Origin of the sequence: Mucilaginibacter inviolabilis, from assembly GCF_011089895.1 — a bacterium.
GTDB classification, from domain to species: Bacteria; Bacteroidota; Bacteroidia; order Sphingobacteriales; family Sphingobacteriaceae; genus Mucilaginibacter; species Mucilaginibacter inviolabilis.
The window spans coordinates 1,539,010-1,556,218 of the sequence record NZ_JAANAT010000001.1; the positions used below are offsets into that span (position 1 = coordinate 1,539,010).

Consider the following 17,209-nt stretch of genomic DNA (forward strand, 5'->3'; position numbering starts at 1 on the left):
ACTCATTTAAATTTAACTTCCCCGTACATGCCGATCTTCAGATAGCCGTCATTCTTCACGTGAATTTTCATGGCGTATACCAAATTTGCCCGTTCATCTTTGGTCTGGATAGTTTTCGGTGTAAATTCAGCTTTGTCCGATATCCAGGTAATAATGCCTGTATAGTTCCTGTAAGTTGAAGAAGTACTGTCGATCAGTACCTTTACCCGTTGGTTCAGCCTGACCTGCCCGATTTGTTTTCCGGTGATATAAGCACGTAAGGTGATCATGGATAAATCCCCTATTTTATATAGCGCCTTTCCGGGGGAGGTAACCTCACCGGCCATGGCGTATTTGGTCAGTACTGTTCCGTTGACCGGATTGGTAATATGAGTCCGTTTTAACTGGTCGTCAATTTGCGCCACCGATTTGCGCAAAGGCTTATCCTCGCTTAACACCGTACTGTTTTGCGTGCCTGTTGTTGTTTCCTGCACTTTGATCTGTTGCTCGTTAACAGTAATTTGTTTTCGGAGAACATCAACCTGGATATTCCAGTCATCCAGTTGTTTGGTTGTAGCAGCATCCGCTTTGATCAGCCTTTCCGTCCTGCTCCTTTCCTGTATGGCATTAGCCAACTGTGTTTTCAATATGGCTATCTGGTCCCTGAGCATCTGTACCTGGGGTCTTACATCCATTGTTTTCTGATGTAATGAATGAATAGTTGCCTCAACCTGCGCCTTCTGTAACTCTAACGGAACTGGGTCTATAAACCCGACGACGCTGTTTTTTTTAAGGACCATTCCTTCCTCAAGGTCCAGGGATATGATTTTTCCGGATACTTCTGAAGATACAATGACTTCATCCACCTCAAACGTCCCGGAAGCATCTGATAAATGATCATTTAAGTTGCAGCCGCTGATCCCAATGGTCAGCAGGACGGCGTATAAGTATAGCTTTGTTTTCATTATTGGTTCGCTTGTTCTTGAAGATTTCCGGTCGTGTTCTGATAGCTGTACTGTTCCTGTAAAAGTTGAATTTCGTGTAAGATTCGGTTTTGCCGGGCTTCGTTTTCAGCGTTTACTTCTGTGATGTAATCATGCGCGCTGAGCACGCCGTTTTCCAGTTGCGCGCCTGCTGCTTTTTTTACCGATCCGCGCAATGCGATTATCGCATCGTCTTTCGTGAACAGTTCCCTATATTTTTCGATACCTGCCAGCTGCTGCTTTTGCGTAATCCTTGTATTAAACAGGAATATTTCCTTTTGCACGTCCCATGTCTCCCTGTTTAAGTTCAGCAGCTTCTTTTGGTTTTTCAAGGTATACAAACCACCCAGGCTCCAGGTTAATTTGAATCCACCTATATAGTACCATGTAAAGTTATTGCTGAGCTGGTTTAAGCCGGGACGACCATACCCCTCTTGTGCAAAAAATCCAAGTTTTGGCCGGAGCTGTACTTTTAGGAGCTCCTCCTGCAGATCATCTATTTTTTTCTGTCCTTCATACAGCAATAATTCAGGCCTGCTGATCACGTCTGACAAGAACAGGATAGCCGGTCTCTCCAGGACCGATCCTTCGCTGAGCGGCCTGTTAATCAATAAGCTTAACATGGCCAGGTAGGCTTTCTTTGCCGCATTTAACTCGATCCGTGCTTGTTCCGACTGTAGAAACTGTGCTGACAACTCATCGACGCTGCTTCGGTAAGCAACGCCGTTTGCGACCAGGGCGTTCGCCTTATCGATCCCATTTTGAATATCCTGTTTTAACAAACTGTTTTGTTTTAACTCTTCGTCGATCAGTACCGTCCCGAAAAACAACTGATCAACGCGGTCGTATAAGGCGTATAATTCAACCTCCAGGTTTTGCTGCTGAACGGCCCCGTTTGCTTCGGCAGTTTGTTTTTGATTCTTTATAAGGCCGCCGTCATAGATCACCTGGTCTATTTGACCATATATCTTATACTGGTCCCTGCTGTATTTCGGCAATGAAAAGCCGGGAACCGGGACACTAAAGGGGAAGCTGGTTACGGTTGACTGGTAAGTGGCCTGTCCGTTGACGGATAACGCAGGCAGGTATCCTTTGGCCGCATTCGAGATGGTATAGGCCTCCGATCGCACGATGAGGTCCCGCTGTTTGATGAGCGGGTAGCTTTCCCTCGCCAGTCGGTAAGCTGTTGTGATGGTCAGCACTTGCGGCTCCTGCGCACAGGCGCCGAATACGTTCAATGTCATGATCGTTCCGGTCAGTACCGACGTTATTATTGCAATAATCCGGTTTATGCAAAGCATTGATTTGATCATAATTCCACATTTATAATAGGATATCCTCACTTTCCGTAACCTGAAACTGGCAACGCGTAAACGCATTGGTTTTATCCGGAGGAATACTTCATTTTTTTTACCGTAAAGGTGCGGGCAATGAAAGGGCGGCAAAATGACCATAGTCACTTAATAATTTGATTCAGGGGGATAGTACACAGGATATATCATCTATTTTAATGACCGGGATCATTCTTTAAATGATCTTTCACACTGATGTTTGTCCTGATTAAATTAAAGCGGGCTGAATCTCCTGGCGCAGGGCCGGTAACAGGATCGGGAACCGGCAGCCATTGCAGCGTTCTTTTGGGAGCCCTGTTATCGCAGCCCGGCTGACATGCATCAGCCGGAGGATCGAAGTACCGTCCGCTGAATTCACAGTAAAAGACCATATAAACAGCATAATGATGACCCGACAGGAAATTTTTGGCTTTACGCCAAGCAGTCAATACAGCACCAGTGTCGCTTATTTCTCCATGGAATTCGCCATCGATCAGGCCTTAAAAATTTATAGCGGGGGCCTGGGTTTCTTATCCGGTTCCCACTTGCGCAGCGCATATGAGCTGAAGCAGAACCTCCTGGGTGTCGGTATTTTATGGAAATACGGGTATTATGACCAGGTCAGGGATGGTAAGGCTTTGATGAAAACGGAACTGATCGAAAAAAGCTATGCTTTTTTGCAGGATACCGGTATTATTTTTACCGTCGCCGTTCACGATTCTCCGGTACATGTAAAGGTATACCTCCTGAAGCCGGAGGTCTTTGGAACCTCACCGTTGTTCTTACTGAGCACCGATATTGCGGAGAATGATGAACTTTCACGTTCCATAACGCATTGCCTGTACGACCCCAACGAAGCGACAAGAATAGCACAGACTATTGTCTTAGGAATCGGAGGAGCTATGTTACTGGACGTTTTAGGACTTACGCCTGATATTTATCACATGAACGAGGGTCATTCCGTATCACTCAACTTTTATCTTTATGCTAAATACAAAAGCCTGGAAGAAGTAAAAAAACGGGTGGTATTCACCACGCATACGCCTGAGATGGCCGGCAATGAATCTCACAGCTATAACCTGCTTCAGGAGATGTCCTTCTTTTATCATTTGCAGGAGCATGAAGTAAAAATACTGCTGGGTATGGATGGCGAAGAATTCAATTATACCCTCGCTGCACTTCGTTTTTCAGGAAAGGCCAACGGTGTTTCCAAACTTCATGGTGAGGTGAGCCGGCAAATGTGGGGAAGCAATCCGAACATTTGTGAAATTACCGCTATTACCAACGCCCAAAACAAAGCATACTGGAAAGATGCCGTGCTGGATAATGCCATTACCGCCAATGATGACGAGGCTATCATCCTCAGAAAAAAAGAATTGAAAAGCGTGTTATTCAAAATAGTAGCCGATCAATGCGGTAAGCTTTTCAATGAAAATGTACTAACGATTGTCTGGGCAAGGCGATTTGCTGGCTACAAAAGGGCCGATCTGATCATGGATGACTGGGGCAGGTTTGTTACCCTGCTCAATCGTACCGACTACCCGGTACAGTTAATCTGGGCGGGCAAGCCTTATCCGGAAGACGAGGGCTCCATAGGGCTGTTTAACCAGATCGCCACCCGTGCCAAACCCTTTGCCAGGTGTGCCGTACTGACCGGCCATGAACTGCATCTGTCGTCCGTTTTAAAAAAAGGATCGGATGTCTGGCTCAACAATCCGAGGCTGTATCATGAAGCTTCAGGAACAAGCGGTATGACCGCTGCCATGAACGGCTCCGTTAACCTCTCCATGCCGGATGGCTGGGTACCCGAATTTGCCAGGGACAAAGACAATTGTTTCCTGATTGAGCCGGCGGCCGATGCGCTATCCGTTGTTGAAAAAGACCTGCAGGAAAATAAAAACCTGATGGATGTATTGGAAAACGCGGTATTGCCGATGTATTACAATAACCAGGCACAATGGTTGACGCTTCTTAAGAAAGCAGCCACTGACATCGTACCAGCTTTTGAATCCGGGCGCATGGCTAATGAGTACTATGATCGGATGTATAGCAGAAAGCAATAATCATTTCGCCTCCGGGTCGACGATAATATTCTTACAATGACCTTGATCTTTCCATTTCAGGTTTGCGCCTGCTTTTCAGGCTTTTTGCCGGCGGAGGTTCTGGTATAGTAACAAACCGATGGGAATAGGCAACCAGAAGGTAAAAAAACGGAAGAGCAGCGTGATAATCAGCGCTGCATGTACGGGCACACCTAAAAGGGTATAAAAATAGGTCATTGCGCTTTCATAAGCGATCAGCGATCCGGGCGAAACCGGCAATGAGCCAACTACCAGCGTCAGCAGCAGGCCAAACATGATCCGGCTGACCGCCAGCCGTATATGAAATCCCTGCATAATCGCCAAGATGGTTATCAAATCACAGGTAAGGATACAAAGCTGGAAGATCACGGCGAGGATGACGGGCTTTTTGTTTTTAAACAGCGCTTTCCAGCTATCAGCATGTCCCTGCTGAACAGGCAGCAGCCCGGCTTTGGCGATATAACGCTTCATAAAACCAAAATGGCTTAACTTACGCAGCACAAAGGATACAGCCTGTTTGTCAGCGATCAGTAAAACAGCGATTCCCAGGATGATAAAAAAAACAAAACCGGTGATCACCGTATATCGGATAACGGGAGACACAACGGGTACATGATCCAAATACCAACCGTAAAAAATGCTCAATAAGGTTAAAAAGGCTATATAATAACAGACAGATTCCAATATCAGCGCGTTAAAAACCCGCGGCGGCGGGACTTTTCTTTTGACCAGTTGACGGAAAATATAACCGTTGCCGCTGATGCCCCCGGTTGGTAAAGCCTGGTTGATAAACATAATGACCACTGACAGCTTGAAAAGGGTGAAGAAGCCAGCCGTTCCTGTTTCTCCCATCAGTAATATACGCAGCATCAGCATGTTGAATAGGTAGGTACTGAGCTGGGCGGCAACAGCCAATAAAAGCCAGGCTATGCTCATTTGGAAAAGCAACTGCCTGATATTATTCCATTTCCCGATATACCGCGCGGCAAAATAAAAAACGATAACGGACAGTGTGTAAAACACCATACGTGCAGGGCTGAATATAGATGTTGTTTTTGGGGAAGACATGATCTGTATGTTTATTATTGCTTACCCGCCGCAAGAAGACTTAAAGACCACCGGGTTAATGTGACTGATTTAATACTCATATCGCCCGGTCTTTTCAGCCAGGGCAATTTTATAAACAATGAGTTCTACCTTACTACCCACATCACTTTCCTTCTCCGTGATACCATGGGACGGATGATCAGGCGCGTTTTCAGCCAGGGGCATGATCCGGTGGATAATAGCCTGCATCGCCTGCTGCTTTTCATCCATATCCGTTATTTCTTCAAACCGGCCCCACGCGATTACACTTTTCCAATGGAATATACTTTGGATATCATCCACCTCGAAGCACACTTCCGGGTTCTTGCGCATCATGTCAATTTTCTTTCCCCGGGTGGAATGTCCGAATAGATACACGCCGTTATACGCATAGTTAATCGGAACGATATAAATACGACCATCCGCATAGCACGCGATGCGACCGGTGACCTGTTGCCTTAACAAGTCCTCTATTTCGTTTGTTGTCAATTCACCTAACATATTTTGCCTCCTCATGATTATAGTTAGAAACTATCGGGTTGAAAAAATTGGAAGATCATCAAAAGAATAAGCAGCAATAATTCCACCGATAGAAAAAGCACATAAGGATTTATCCTGCCCTTCCCCTTCTTCCCTGTTTTTTCTGCATGGTTCATCTGGCTGTACTTCTATCATTCGTTAAACGATCTGTACAAAAGTTCAAAAAGATACGCCGGTATAAAATGATGACCATCACTTAAATAGGTGACCTGCGCGGTGTACCGACATGACCATACGCATAGGACGGCACCTATCTTCCTGGTAGCTTTATCAAAACAATCTGGTGTAAAAGATTATTTTGATCATATGAAAAGGAAGAAAGGTGTTCAATATTTTGAGAACGAATGGAAGCGCATGAAGACCTATCTTAAATCTTATGTAAAGAAGGGGCACCACGAAGACCTGCACCAATTCCGCATCCAGATTAAAAAACTAAGCGCTTTTTTTATCTTGTCTGATAGCCTGTCAGCCCATCCCAAGGGGAGCAAAAATTTCAAACCGGTAAAAAGAATCTTTAAACAAGCCGGAAAGCTGCGAAATGCATTTATTCAACTGAAATTAACTGGCAGATTCAATACCAATAAACGACGATCTCCGGATCCGCAGACAGCAAAGACCGACAGAAAATTCAGGGCGAATAGCGGCAAAAATCTTAAAAAGATCAAAAACGTCCACCGGAAACTAAAAAGAAATATAAAATCTTTCAAAGGAACGGCTGTCCTTCAATTTTATCAAAACCAACTCCGGCATATTGCGGGGTTATTGTCGCCGCTTCAGTTTAACGAAAAATTACATGAGTGCCGAAAACTGATTAAAGTGCTGCTATACGATTATCAGTTGGTTCGGGCTACTTCGGGTATCGTGTTGAATGAAGATTACCTGGACCGGTTACAGGACGCGATCGGCAACTGGCATGATTACCAACTATCCACAGCCCTTCTGACTGGAGATCATACAACAGCCGATATTACAGCGGACGTTATGAGCGAGCCACAGCTGAAACTAGAAGAAAACATCGCCGGCCTAAGCCATGATTTTTATCGCCGGGCAGCTATTACCGCAGTCTGATCATACACATTGATCAGATCCGGAGGATAAACCTGTTTCCTTTAATTTAGCCATTCCGCAGGTATCGGGTTCAAAGCCTGTCCGCGCCCTTCCATTGACTTACTGAGCGTTCAATTGGTGCTGATTTATCGAAAACAGCAATTTGGAAATACCCTCCTTCATGATTGTAACGGGAACCTGAAGTTCATCTTTAATTTTGATACGGAGCGCCTCTTGTGCGCTGGGTTCACCATGCACGAGAAAAACCTCTCCAGGTGCCGGTACAAACCCTTTTATCCATGTTAGCAGTTCGCCCTGATCAGCATGCGCTGACAAACCACCGATCTCCACTACCCGCGCTTTGACGGGATAATATTGTCCATGGATCTTGATTTCCGGAGCCTGGTTAAGCAGTGCCCTCCCGCGGGTGCCTTCGGCCTGGTAACCGATCATCAGGAGGGTATTTTTCTTATCACCCAGATAATGTTTAAGATATTCCAGGACCCTGCCACCCGTAAGCATTCCGCTGGCGGCAAGTACGATCTTGCTTCCCCGCTGACGGATGATCTTTTCCGTATGATGATAATCCGGATTGACGGTCACTCCGCTGAACATGCGGGCAGCTTCAGCAGGCGGAAGGGTTAGCCAGTCCGGGTATTTTAACAGGGACCGGCCAGCCGAAGCGGCCATCGGGCTATCCAGGAAAACCGGGATATCCTGTGGTATAGTTTTGCTGTTTTTCAGTCGGTACAGAATATGCATCACATCCTGCGCCCGGCCTACCGCAAAACATGGAATCAGCAAATTACCGCGCTGAAAAATCGTATTCTTGATGGCCAGGGCGAATGCTTCCGCCGGATCAGCTTCCCCATGCAGGCGATCCCCGTAAGTGGATTCCATGATCACATAATCAGCTTTAACAGGATGAACCGGCGGAGGTAGTAATTCTGAATGATACCGGCCGATGTCACCGGAAAAAACAATAGTTTTCCCGTAGCAATTGATTTCCACGGAACAGGCGCCCAAAATATGTCCGGCGGAAAAAAAGCGAAACCCGATTTCCTCATTCAGATGAAATGTATGCCCCGGTTCCTGCGTGACAAACTGTTGCAGGGCATGCTCTACATCCGTTGTCGTATATAACGGTTCAGCAGGTTGGTGCTTACTATAACCATGCCTGTTGGCTTTATCGGCATCCTCTTCCTGTAATTTTGCACTGTCCCTCAGGATCAGCTCTGTCAGGTCACGAGTGGGCGGACTCATGTAAATCTTACCCCGGTACCCGTTTTTGACGAATAAAGGGATATACCCGCAATGGTCAAGATGGGCATGGGTAAGGATCATCACGTCAACGGTTGAAAGCTCAGCCGACGGCTTTTCCCAGTTTCTTTCCCGGAGAGATTTAATACCCTGAAATAAACCACAATCCACCAGGATGTTCAGGTCTGGTGTTTGCAGCAAATGTTTTGAACCGGTAACTGTTTCTGCGGCCCCAAAAGACTGTAAATAAACAGCCTCGTTAGGAAAGGCTTCATTTTCATTATTCATGATGAATGGTTTTAATGGTCAGTTTATATTATGCTATAAAATTAGTTTATAGTCAAGGCCTAAATACTGATGCAGATCACCTCAGGAACTGATCTGGGTCATAGCGGTTCTTCAGAAATACCGGGAAATTTGGGCCATAAACATTAAATAAATCATTATGTCAACTTTAGAAAAAACTAACAGTTCCCCTTCATTAAAATCAATGATGGAAGATTTTTGGAACGCCGGCGGATCCTTTGACAAACATTTCCTTTCCGACGAGCATTTGCCTGCGGTTAATATCAGGGAAAAAGAAGATACTTTTGAACTGGAAGTAGCCGCACCGGGCTTTAAAAAAGACGATTTTAAGATTTCCACCGAAAACGGTCTGATGACCATCAGTGCGGAAACCAGCAGGGAAGAAAAAGAGGAAAAAGAAAACTATACCCGCAGGGAGTTTTCCAAAAGGGCTTTTACGCGCACCTTTAAACTGCCGGAAAATGTCCAGGAAGAAAAGATCAAAGCTTCATACAAACATGGTTTACTGGCTATAGATCTTAAAAAGACAAATCATGTTCCAGCAGCCAAAAAAGAAGTAAAAATTGACTGATCCGAAATCTCCGGACAATTGTTCAAAGCCATTTCAATCTTAATAATACCATGACGTCAGACCTTATCAAGCAATATCTTGACACCAAACGCAGGATTGCTGACCTGGAATTTTATAAAATTGAGACCGCTTTCCTGCTGCGTTTACTGGATGACTATTTCATCCGCCTGTCAGCCCCTCTGTACCTGGCAAAACTCAAACGGGCAGGAAAGCAATTTTACCAATTGGAAACGGACCTGCAGCAAACGGGAAGGCACCTCAACCAGCAGCTCAAACAACTTGAAATGATCTTCAAAGGAGCCTCCCCAAAAGCGCGGGTCCCGTTTGCTACTACCGCCCAATTTGAAGAACGCAGCGGCAGGTTAACCAAAGATTACGGCGCCGCAAAAACAAACCTTTTCCTGATGATCGCAAAAATAAAGCACACGATTATCCATATACCGGTCAATGGCGCTGTGGAGAACAATATTCCATCAAACGAAGTTATTGCACCGATTAATTTAAAAGTTACAGCGAGTGATAATAGTTGTCCCCCGTTCAATCGTAATCTATGAGGATCTGATCGTCCACGCTGGATACTCCCGGTGCAGACCAGGCAGCATGGGCCGCTTCTGTTCGCTCGTTCCAGGAATGGACCCGGCCTTTCAATATGACCTGACCACCCCGTATTTCGACCTGAATTCCTGAAGCTTCCAGGATCGCCCTGCGTTGCAGCGCCTTAGCGATATCCCCTTTGATGAGTAACGCGTCAGGCTGAGGTTTTACAGAGATCCTGTCAGTTACCTGCTTAATACCTTTCTGGCAGCAAATGGCATTACAAACCTCTTCTTTTTGATAGGCCCAGTCCACATGCCCTTCCAGGCAAACCCCGCCATTTTCCACTTTCACCTGTATCCGGTCATTAGGAATGGTGGTGTGCCATTTCAGGGCATTTAATACATTCCGGGTGATCAAGCCATCGGGTAATTGATTGTCGGGGGACAGGACCACCTCCAAATTTGTATTAACACCCTTTACACCTTTGATCCTGCGGGCCACTTTCCCGGCAATCATTTTCCCGGCAAAGGAACATACGTGACCACTGAGTGTAACCACTCCCTGATCAACATTCACCTTGATTCCGGTTGAATTAACCATTGGCTCCCATTGCAGTTCGTCGATGACGTCTTGCTGAATTTCTTTATCTGTATTCATAATCGTATTGATTTAATGATCGGTCTGACAAAATTGCGCAGGTCCATGCCCTGAAAAAATGATCCTGCTCAATACATTACCTGATGCCGATCAAATCCGCATCAGCAATGGTATAAACCACCGTCAGGCTTTTGTGTGCGATGTCATTTATTCAGGTGACCGGGAGCATTTATCCGGAGCGGAAAAAGACCAAACTTTGTATAGGATAAAACTTTAAAACCACCCCATATGAAAACGATATTAGTTCCCACCGATTTCTCCGCACCAGCAAATAATGCAGCACGTTACGCCCTGCACCTGGCCAAAAACATGAGAACAGGTATCCGGTTATGCAGTGCAATTTCAGTCCCTGCTGAGGCTCCGATGGCGCCACAAATCGCGTGGCCGCTGGAAGATTATACCTCTATTAAAAGCTTCGTGACAGAACAACTGGAGCTATCTGTAGAAAAGCTGGAAGAAAAACTGGAGGAACAGGCGGAAAGCCTTCCACCCGTTTACCAGCCCCCTATTGGTTACAGCAGCGAAGTTGGTTCCGTAACAGAAGTGATCAGAAACACAATGGACGAACAGAAAATGTCCCTGGTCGTGATGGGTATGTCCGGTGCGGGCGGCCTCAGCCGTTATTTTCTGGGCAGCAACAGCCGTGACCTGATCGAAAAAGCCAGTTTCCCGGTCTTGCTTATTCCGGGAGATTTTACCTACCAGCCTATTAAAAAGATCGCCTTTGCCACCGATTTAAGCAAGGGAGATATTGAAGTAATTCATTCCCTGGCAGGCATGGCGCGCTATTTTAACGCGGAGATCCTCGTTAGTCATATTACTGATGAAAAGCATGAAAATCACACGGAACAACGGGAGATCGATGATTTCCTGACTGAAGTATCGGATAAAGTCAATTATCCCAAGATCTATTACCGCCATGTCAAAAGCATCGATGTGGATCGCGGCCTGACCTGGCTTTATGAGCACAGCCAGATCGATATGCTGGCCATGGTCCACCGCCCCCATCAGTTCCTTTCGAAACTAATCCAGGGCAGCCATACACAGCGGCTGGCTAGACATATTACTATTCCATTGCTGGTATTTCCCCCAGACTGTTGCGCAGCTATTTAACGCCCATGAACTGTAAACATCATTTAAGATCAATTAACTGACGTAAAATGAAAACTCCCGGCTACATGCAGGCTATGGTATTTGAAAGAACAGGCCAGCCACTTATTCTTAAACGGGTACCGGTTCCAAAGCCCGGTGAGGGCCAGGTGTTACTGAAGATCCTCGCCTGCGGTATTTGCAGGACGGACCTGCATATTCTGGATGGTGAACTTGACCAGCCTAAACTTCCGCTGATCCCTGGTCACGAGATTATCGCGGTGGTAGCCGGATGGGGACAAGGGCTGAAACATCCCGCATTAAAAACTATCGTGGGTGTTCCCTGGCTGGGTTATACCTGCGGAGTTTGCCGGTATTGCAAACAGGGCAAGGAAAATCTATGTGATCATGCGTTGTTCACCGGTTATACCATTGATGGCGGTTATGCCGAATATGCTGTAGCCGATGCGCGATATTGTTTCCCCATTGACGTTCATTATCACAACGCATCAGCTGCGCCCCTGCTCTGTGCCGGGCTGATCGGATTTCGTTCCTACCGGATGATCAATCCGGCCGCGATAAATATTGGGATTTACGGCTTTGGCGCCGCGGCGCATATCATCATCCAAATTGCCCGGGCGCAGGGAAAAAGAGTTTTTGCCTTCACCCGTGACGGCGATGCAGCCGCGCAGCAATTTGCCAGGCAATCGGGAGCCGTTTGGGCGGGCAGCAGCACGGAAGCGGCTCCTGAGTTATTGGATGCCGCTATGATATTTGCATCTGTTGGTGAACTGATCCCTATGGCTTTAAAACAACTGGTAAAGGCCGGCCAGGTTATTTGCGGAGGTATCCATATGTCGGAGATCCCTGCCTTTTCCTATGACCTCCTATGGGGGGAGAGGATAATCCAATCGGTCGCTAACCTGACCCGTCAGGATGGCCTGGACTTCTTCGATATATTAAGAACGATCCCTGTTCAAACGCAGACGACCATGTTCCCGCTTGCACAAGCCAATGAAGCTATTGAAAAATTAAGGAACGGGCAAATCAACGGGGCGGCCGTTTTGACCATGACCTGAAACTATTTTACCTGAAGCCGGGGACCAAGTAATCGAAGGGTTTTGTCGTTCCAGCTTTTACCCACTTTTCAACTCATGTTTAAAAATTAAATGATGGTAATCACACCTGTAACTGTTCCTCCCGGATCTCCAACAGCAAAAACAAACGCCATAAGCGGCTTGACTGATGCGCAGGTAACCGAGGCCCGAAAAAAATTCGGTTTTAACGAACTGGTTTATAAAAATGATAATCGTTTTCTTGACGCGGTCAAAAGCCTGTCCAAAGAGCCTATGGTCCTGCTGCTGCTGGCGACTTCCGGGATTTATTTTGTCAGCGGTAATACCGGCGATGGATTTTTTTTGGCTGCTGCGATCGTACTGGTTTCCGCTATCTCCCTGTATCAGGACACCAGGAGCCGAAACGCCCTGGAACAGCTCAGGAAGTATACACAAGTCGGCTGCAGCGTTATCCGGAACGGCCAAACGGTAAGTATAAAGGCCGAGGAATTAGTTGTCGGCGACAGCCTGGTCGTTGAAGAAGGCGCAGCCATTATGGCCGATGCCACTATCATTCAGTCGAATGATTTCTTCGTGAATGAATCCATTCTCACCGGGGAATCACTACCCGTTTATAAAGATCCCGAACAAAGTGATCATTTTATTTACCGGGGCACAACGGTGACCGGTGGATTGGCGATTGCTAGGGTAACAGCCATTGCCCGGGAAACAAGGCTGGGAAAAATCGGCAAAAGTTTGGAAACCATACCCGAAGAGCAGACACCACTCGAATTGCAGATCGGTAATTTCGTCAAGAAGATGGTCATTGCCGGCGTTGTCATATTCTTCGTTGTCTGGGCCATCAATTATTACCGTTCGGCCCTTATTCTGGATAGTCTGCTGAAGGGGCTTACACTGGCGATGAGTATTTTGCCTGAAGAGATACCCGTGGCTTTTGCCACGTTTATGGCGATAGGCGCCTGGCGCCTGATGAAAATGGGGATCGTGGTCAAACAAATGAAAACGGTGGAAACACTTGGCAGCGCTACCGTGATCTGCACAGACAAAACGGGGACGATCACCGAGAACAGGATGAGCCTGGCCGGTGTCTTCACTTTGGGATCAAACCGCATTGCTGATGATGTAGCCTTGTTCGATCCAAATGAAAGGGAGCTTATCAGGACGGCCATGTGGGCCAGTGAGCCTGTGCCTTTTGACCCCATGGAGATCGCTCTGCATCGTACCTATACACAACTATTCGCAGCTGATGAAAGGCCGTTTTATCATATGATCCATGAATACCCCCTGGGCGGCAAACCGTCTATGATGACCCATATTTTCGCCGATGGCTCGGGCCACCGGATCATTGCCGCCAAAGGGGCTTCGGAGGCTATCATGCGTTTATGTGTGCTGAGCGAAGAGGAACATCAGCATACGATGGCTGCCATATCCACACTAGCGGAGAATGGTTACCGGGTTTTAGGCGTTGGAGAAGCCATATTGGGAGCCCATAAGTTTCCAGCCAGCCAGCAGGAATTTAGCTTTATATTTAAAGGGATCGTAGCTTTCTATGATCCTCCAAAAGCAAATATTAAGGATGTGTTGAAGACGTTCTATCAGGCAGGCCTGGCAGTTAAGATCATTACCGGCGATAACGCGGCGACAACAGCTTCCATTGCCAGGCAGATCGAATTCAGGGGATATGATCAATGTATTGACGGCGCGGCATTAATGACACAAAGCGATGAAGAGCTGCAGGAAACCGCTCTCCGGATCAATGTATTTACGCGGATGTTCCCGGAGGCGAAGCTGCGCATAGTACAAGCCCTTAAAACTGCTAACCAGATTGTAGCCATGACCGGGGATGGCGTAAATGACGGGCCCGCATTAAAAGCGGCACATATAGGTATCGCGATGGGTAAAAAAGGAACGGAGATCGCTAAACAGGCCGCCTCCCTCGTCGTAGCGGACGATGACCTGTCAAAAATGACGGATGCGATAGCTATGGGTCGAAGAATATACGCCAATCTTAAAAAGGCCATTCAGTATATCATTTCCATCCATATCCCTATTATCCTCACCGTTTTTATTCCGCTGGCCCTTGGCTGGATCTATCCCAATATTTTTTCACCGGTACATATCATTTTTCTCGAACTGATCATGGGACCCACCTGTTCTATCGTCTATGAAAATGAACCTATGGAAAAGAATACCATGATACAGCAACCCAGGGCTTTTACCAAAACCTTTTTTAACGGGAAGGAACTTATAACAAGTGTCATTCAGGGGCTGGTCATCACGGTCGGTACGCTAAGTACCTACCAGTTTGCGGTATCCCGCCATTTCAATGAAAACACTACGCGTACCATGGTATTCAGCACGCTGATCACTGCCAATATCCTGCTCACCCTGGTAAATCGGTCGTTTTATTATTCTCTGTTCACCACCATTAGATACAAAAATAACCTGGTGCCCGTTGTGCTCGGTATCACGATAATTCTTTCCGGATCATTATTTTATATCCATCCCCTGTCAACGTTTTTTGGATTTGAACCGTTGAGCCCTGCCCAGTTGTCCATCAGTTCGGTGGTGGGTATACTTTCCGTTGTCTGGGTTGAGCTTTGGAAGCCGGGGAAAAGATCTGCCTAGCATCGAAGGCAACTTAGCGGAATAATAAATAGATTTGACGGACATTGATGTCTATGCTGTTCAGCATAACTCCAGCCCGGAAAAATCGAAAAAAATATTCGTTAATAAAATGACGAAGATCAATGCGATATATGACCCCTTACCGGTTTCCGGAACAGTCCTTTACCGATATTTGTACTACCCGATGGATGGAATTTATTCCTGTTTCGGTAAATGAAGCAGCGTGCTTTGTCCTTAACGGCTAAAGTTCCAGTGCTGCCCCATTACGGAACCGGAGATCCCGGTTCCGTTTCTTTTCCATTCCAGGTCTTCAGAAGGTTACAGCGATTAAAAGGATGCTGACCATCAACTTTGGTAATGATGATCATCATTATTTAAAGAAGTGCAAAGCGGGATATTTACAATAATAAATATAATCGTTATGGAAACTCAGGGCACCAAACACATCCGTTCAGGAAACAGATTTTATGAAAAACTAAGACTGTCGGCTTACCTGATTATTTTGATTTTGCCGTCAGGCCTGCGCGCGGCAACCGCTATCGTATGCAACCCACGCCCTTTGGCTCCCGCGGATACCCCTATTGGCGAATCCATAAAAAATCAGATAAGAAACCATAAAGATGTTTTATATTATCCCAATTTGGTTGCACGCTGTTACCAGCAGAATGGCTACCGGCTTTTGTGGGTAGCTCCCGACACCGTACGGACACCGGCTACTGAAGCGATGCTGATGCTGGATTGTGCCTTGCAATACGGCCTTGCTTATGATGACTATCACCCCGGCGGGTTGTTGACCGATAAACTGCATTATCTCCGGGTCCATTTCGGACAAACAGGGAATAACCAGAAATCCCGGTTTGATATCCTGCTGACAGATGCATTGTTGTATATGATTAACAATATGCATTATGGTAAGCTGAATCCCGATTTTCCGTCCCATTACCTGGATACCGCGACAACAAACGACTTTAATGCGCCGCAGTTGTTGATGAATGCGCTACGTAGTAAAGAGTTTAAACGGACTTTGGAAACAGCACAACCCTCTGGCGCCTATCAGGATTTAAAGCACCAGCTTCGACTCCTCATAGACCCCTATCAAAATGGCTGCTATCAAAAACCAAAGGGAGAGATACTCAAAATTGTCATTAACATGGAACGGTTACGTTGGATAACGCCCGAAAAAGACAGCTATATCCAGGTTAACATTCCTTCCTATAGTCTGAAGTTTTTTCACTCGGGGGTTCTGGATGAATTTAAAGTGATCGTAGGAAAACCATCCACACCGACCCCTACCCTGCAAAGCAAAATCGCTTACTTTATCACCTGCCCGGAATGGAAGGTGCCTTCAAAGATGTTTGTAGAAGAACTATTGCCTCAGGCCATTAAGAATATACAATATTTGGAAGACAATCAGTATGTCATCTACGACCTGCAGGGAAACTATGTCGCACCAACAATGGCCAGGTTACTGGAAATTCAGCAACACCCGGAGTCGTTTTACGCACGGCAGTCAGTAGGTTGCGATAGCGCGCTGGGCTTATTGGTTTTCCGTTTTTCGAATGTGTATGATATTTATCTGCACGATACCCCTTTCCGGGAATTATTTCAACAAACAGAACGGGACCTTGGGGATCAGTGTATCCGGATTGAACATCCCGAACAGCTTGCCGCTTTGATCCTGGAAAATGATCAAAGCTCAGATAAGGTAAAAGCCTTACGACAAGCGATAGCGTCCTATCGAAAAAAGCAGTTTAATCTGCGACAACCCATACCATTACAAATAACCTATCTTACCTGCGAGGTAAAAGAGGGCAGGCTGGTCAATTATAAAGATATCTACGCGATGGATCAAAGTTTAGGCATGGCGCTTTATCATATCAATGAGGTCTTATCCCGGAAATAAGAAGTCTTCTGATTATTCAGAACCTGGAGGTGGATGTTAAATTATTAATTTGCCTGTCATCCAGCCGCTACAGCGCTTGAGACCGCCATAAACCAGCAGCTGACCGGAAGTTCCGGATATAAAACGCGCATTACT

The 17,209-nt window shown here is 46.3% G+C and carries 16 protein-coding genes; 8 read left to right on the plus strand and 8 right to left on the minus strand.

Annotation, left to right across the window (positions count from 1 at the left end):
• Window positions 1–2: 2 nt before the first annotated feature.
• From G7092_RS06165 to G7092_RS06175, 3 genes are all read right to left on the minus strand, one after another.
• Complete coding sequence (locus tag G7092_RS06165) at window positions 3–944, minus strand: HlyD family secretion protein (RefSeq protein WP_166087258.1); 942 nt, start codon at window positions 942–944, stop codon at window positions 3–5.
• The gene (locus G7092_RS06170) at window positions 944–2,275 is read right to left on the minus strand and encodes a TolC family protein (protein ID WP_166087260.1); all 1,332 of its coding nucleotides are present in this window, start codon (window positions 2,273–2,275) and stop codon (window positions 944–946) included. The genes G7092_RS06165 and G7092_RS06170 overlap by 1 nt, the downstream gene beginning before the upstream one ends.
• 194 nt (window positions 2,276–2,469) lie before the next feature.
• Complete coding sequence (locus G7092_RS06175; protein WP_166087262.1) at window positions 2,470–2,685, minus strand: hypothetical protein; 216 nt, start codon at window positions 2,683–2,685, stop codon at window positions 2,470–2,472.
• A 12-nt stretch (window positions 2,686–2,697) separates the two neighbouring features.
• Between G7092_RS06175 and glgP the strand changes: the two genes are divergently transcribed.
• Window positions 2,698–4,356: an alpha-glucan family phosphorylase gene (glgP, locus tag G7092_RS06180; RefSeq protein ID WP_166087264.1), complete on the plus strand. Its 1,659-nt coding sequence runs from the start codon at window positions 2,698–2,700 to the stop codon at window positions 4,354–4,356.
• Window positions 4,357–4,431: 75 nt separating this feature from the next.
• Here glgP and G7092_RS06185 read toward each other — a convergent pair whose 3' ends face one another.
• The 3 genes from G7092_RS06185 to G7092_RS06195 form a co-directional block, all read right to left on the minus strand.
• Window positions 4,432–5,442, minus strand: coding sequence for a lysylphosphatidylglycerol synthase transmembrane domain-containing protein (locus tag G7092_RS06185; RefSeq protein WP_166087267.1), 1,011 nt, complete (start codon window positions 5,440–5,442; stop codon window positions 4,432–4,434).
• A gap of 69 nt (window positions 5,443–5,511) precedes the next feature.
• The gene (locus tag G7092_RS06190; RefSeq protein WP_235953787.1) at window positions 5,512–5,976 is read right to left on the minus strand and encodes a pyridoxamine 5'-phosphate oxidase family protein; all 465 of its coding nucleotides are present in this window, start codon (window positions 5,974–5,976) and stop codon (window positions 5,512–5,514) included.
• Between the two features lie 15 nt (window positions 5,977–5,991).
• Complete coding sequence (locus G7092_RS06195) at window positions 5,992–6,135, minus strand: hypothetical protein (protein ID WP_166087269.1); 144 nt, start codon at window positions 6,133–6,135, stop codon at window positions 5,992–5,994.
• Window positions 6,136–6,306: 171 nt separating this feature from the next.
• On the opposite strand from G7092_RS06195, the gene G7092_RS06200 reads away from it, so the two are divergent.
• Entirely contained in the window at window positions 6,307–7,068 is a 762-nt protein-coding gene (locus G7092_RS06200) for a CHAD domain-containing protein (RefSeq protein ID WP_166087271.1), read from the plus strand.
• A gap of 99 nt (window positions 7,069–7,167) precedes the next feature.
• On the opposite strand, the gene G7092_RS06205 is transcribed toward G7092_RS06200, so the two are convergent.
• A complete protein-coding gene (locus tag G7092_RS06205) occupies window positions 7,168–8,595 on the minus strand; it encodes an MBL fold metallo-hydrolase RNA specificity domain-containing protein (protein ID WP_166087273.1) in 1,428 nt (475 codons plus the stop codon).
• Window positions 8,596–8,752: 157 nt separating this feature from the next.
• On the opposite strand from G7092_RS06205, the gene G7092_RS06210 reads away from it, so the two are divergent.
• Both G7092_RS06210 and G7092_RS06215 read left to right on the plus strand, forming a co-directional pair.
• A complete protein-coding gene (locus G7092_RS06210; RefSeq protein ID WP_235953788.1) occupies window positions 8,753–9,184 on the plus strand; it encodes an Hsp20/alpha crystallin family protein in 432 nt (143 codons plus the stop codon).
• Window positions 9,185–9,234: 50 nt separating this feature from the next.
• Complete coding sequence (locus G7092_RS06215; RefSeq protein ID WP_166087276.1) at window positions 9,235–9,738, plus strand: hypothetical protein; 504 nt, start codon at window positions 9,235–9,237, stop codon at window positions 9,736–9,738.
• Here the strand turns inward: G7092_RS06215 and G7092_RS06220 are convergent.
• Complete coding sequence (locus G7092_RS06220) at window positions 9,722–10,378, minus strand: BON domain-containing protein (protein ID WP_166087278.1); 657 nt, start codon at window positions 10,376–10,378, stop codon at window positions 9,722–9,724. The two genes, G7092_RS06215 and G7092_RS06220, sit on opposite strands and share 17 nt — an antisense overlap.
• Before the next feature lie 228 nt (window positions 10,379–10,606).
• On the opposite strand from G7092_RS06220, the gene G7092_RS06225 reads away from it, so the two are divergent.
• The 4 genes from G7092_RS06225 (at window position 10,607) to G7092_RS06240 (ending at window position 17,074) form a co-directional block, all read left to right on the plus strand.
• Window positions 10,607–11,491, plus strand: coding sequence for a universal stress protein (locus tag G7092_RS06225; RefSeq protein WP_166087280.1), 885 nt, complete (start codon window positions 10,607–10,609; stop codon window positions 11,489–11,491).
• Window positions 11,492–11,538: 47 nt separating this feature from the next.
• The gene (locus G7092_RS06230; protein ID WP_202985223.1) at window positions 11,539–12,546 is read left to right on the plus strand and encodes a zinc-dependent alcohol dehydrogenase family protein; all 1,008 of its coding nucleotides are present in this window, start codon (window positions 11,539–11,541) and stop codon (window positions 12,544–12,546) included.
• A gap of 90 nt (window positions 12,547–12,636) precedes the next feature.
• Entirely contained in the window at window positions 12,637–15,171 is a 2,535-nt protein-coding gene (locus G7092_RS06235) for a cation-translocating P-type ATPase (protein WP_235953789.1), read from the plus strand.
• 421 nt (window positions 15,172–15,592) lie between these two features.
• Window positions 15,593–17,074: a L,D-transpeptidase scaffold domain-containing protein gene (locus G7092_RS06240; protein WP_166087282.1), complete on the plus strand. Its 1,482-nt coding sequence runs from the start codon at window positions 15,593–15,595 to the stop codon at window positions 17,072–17,074.
• Window positions 17,075–17,209 lie beyond the last annotated feature (135 nt).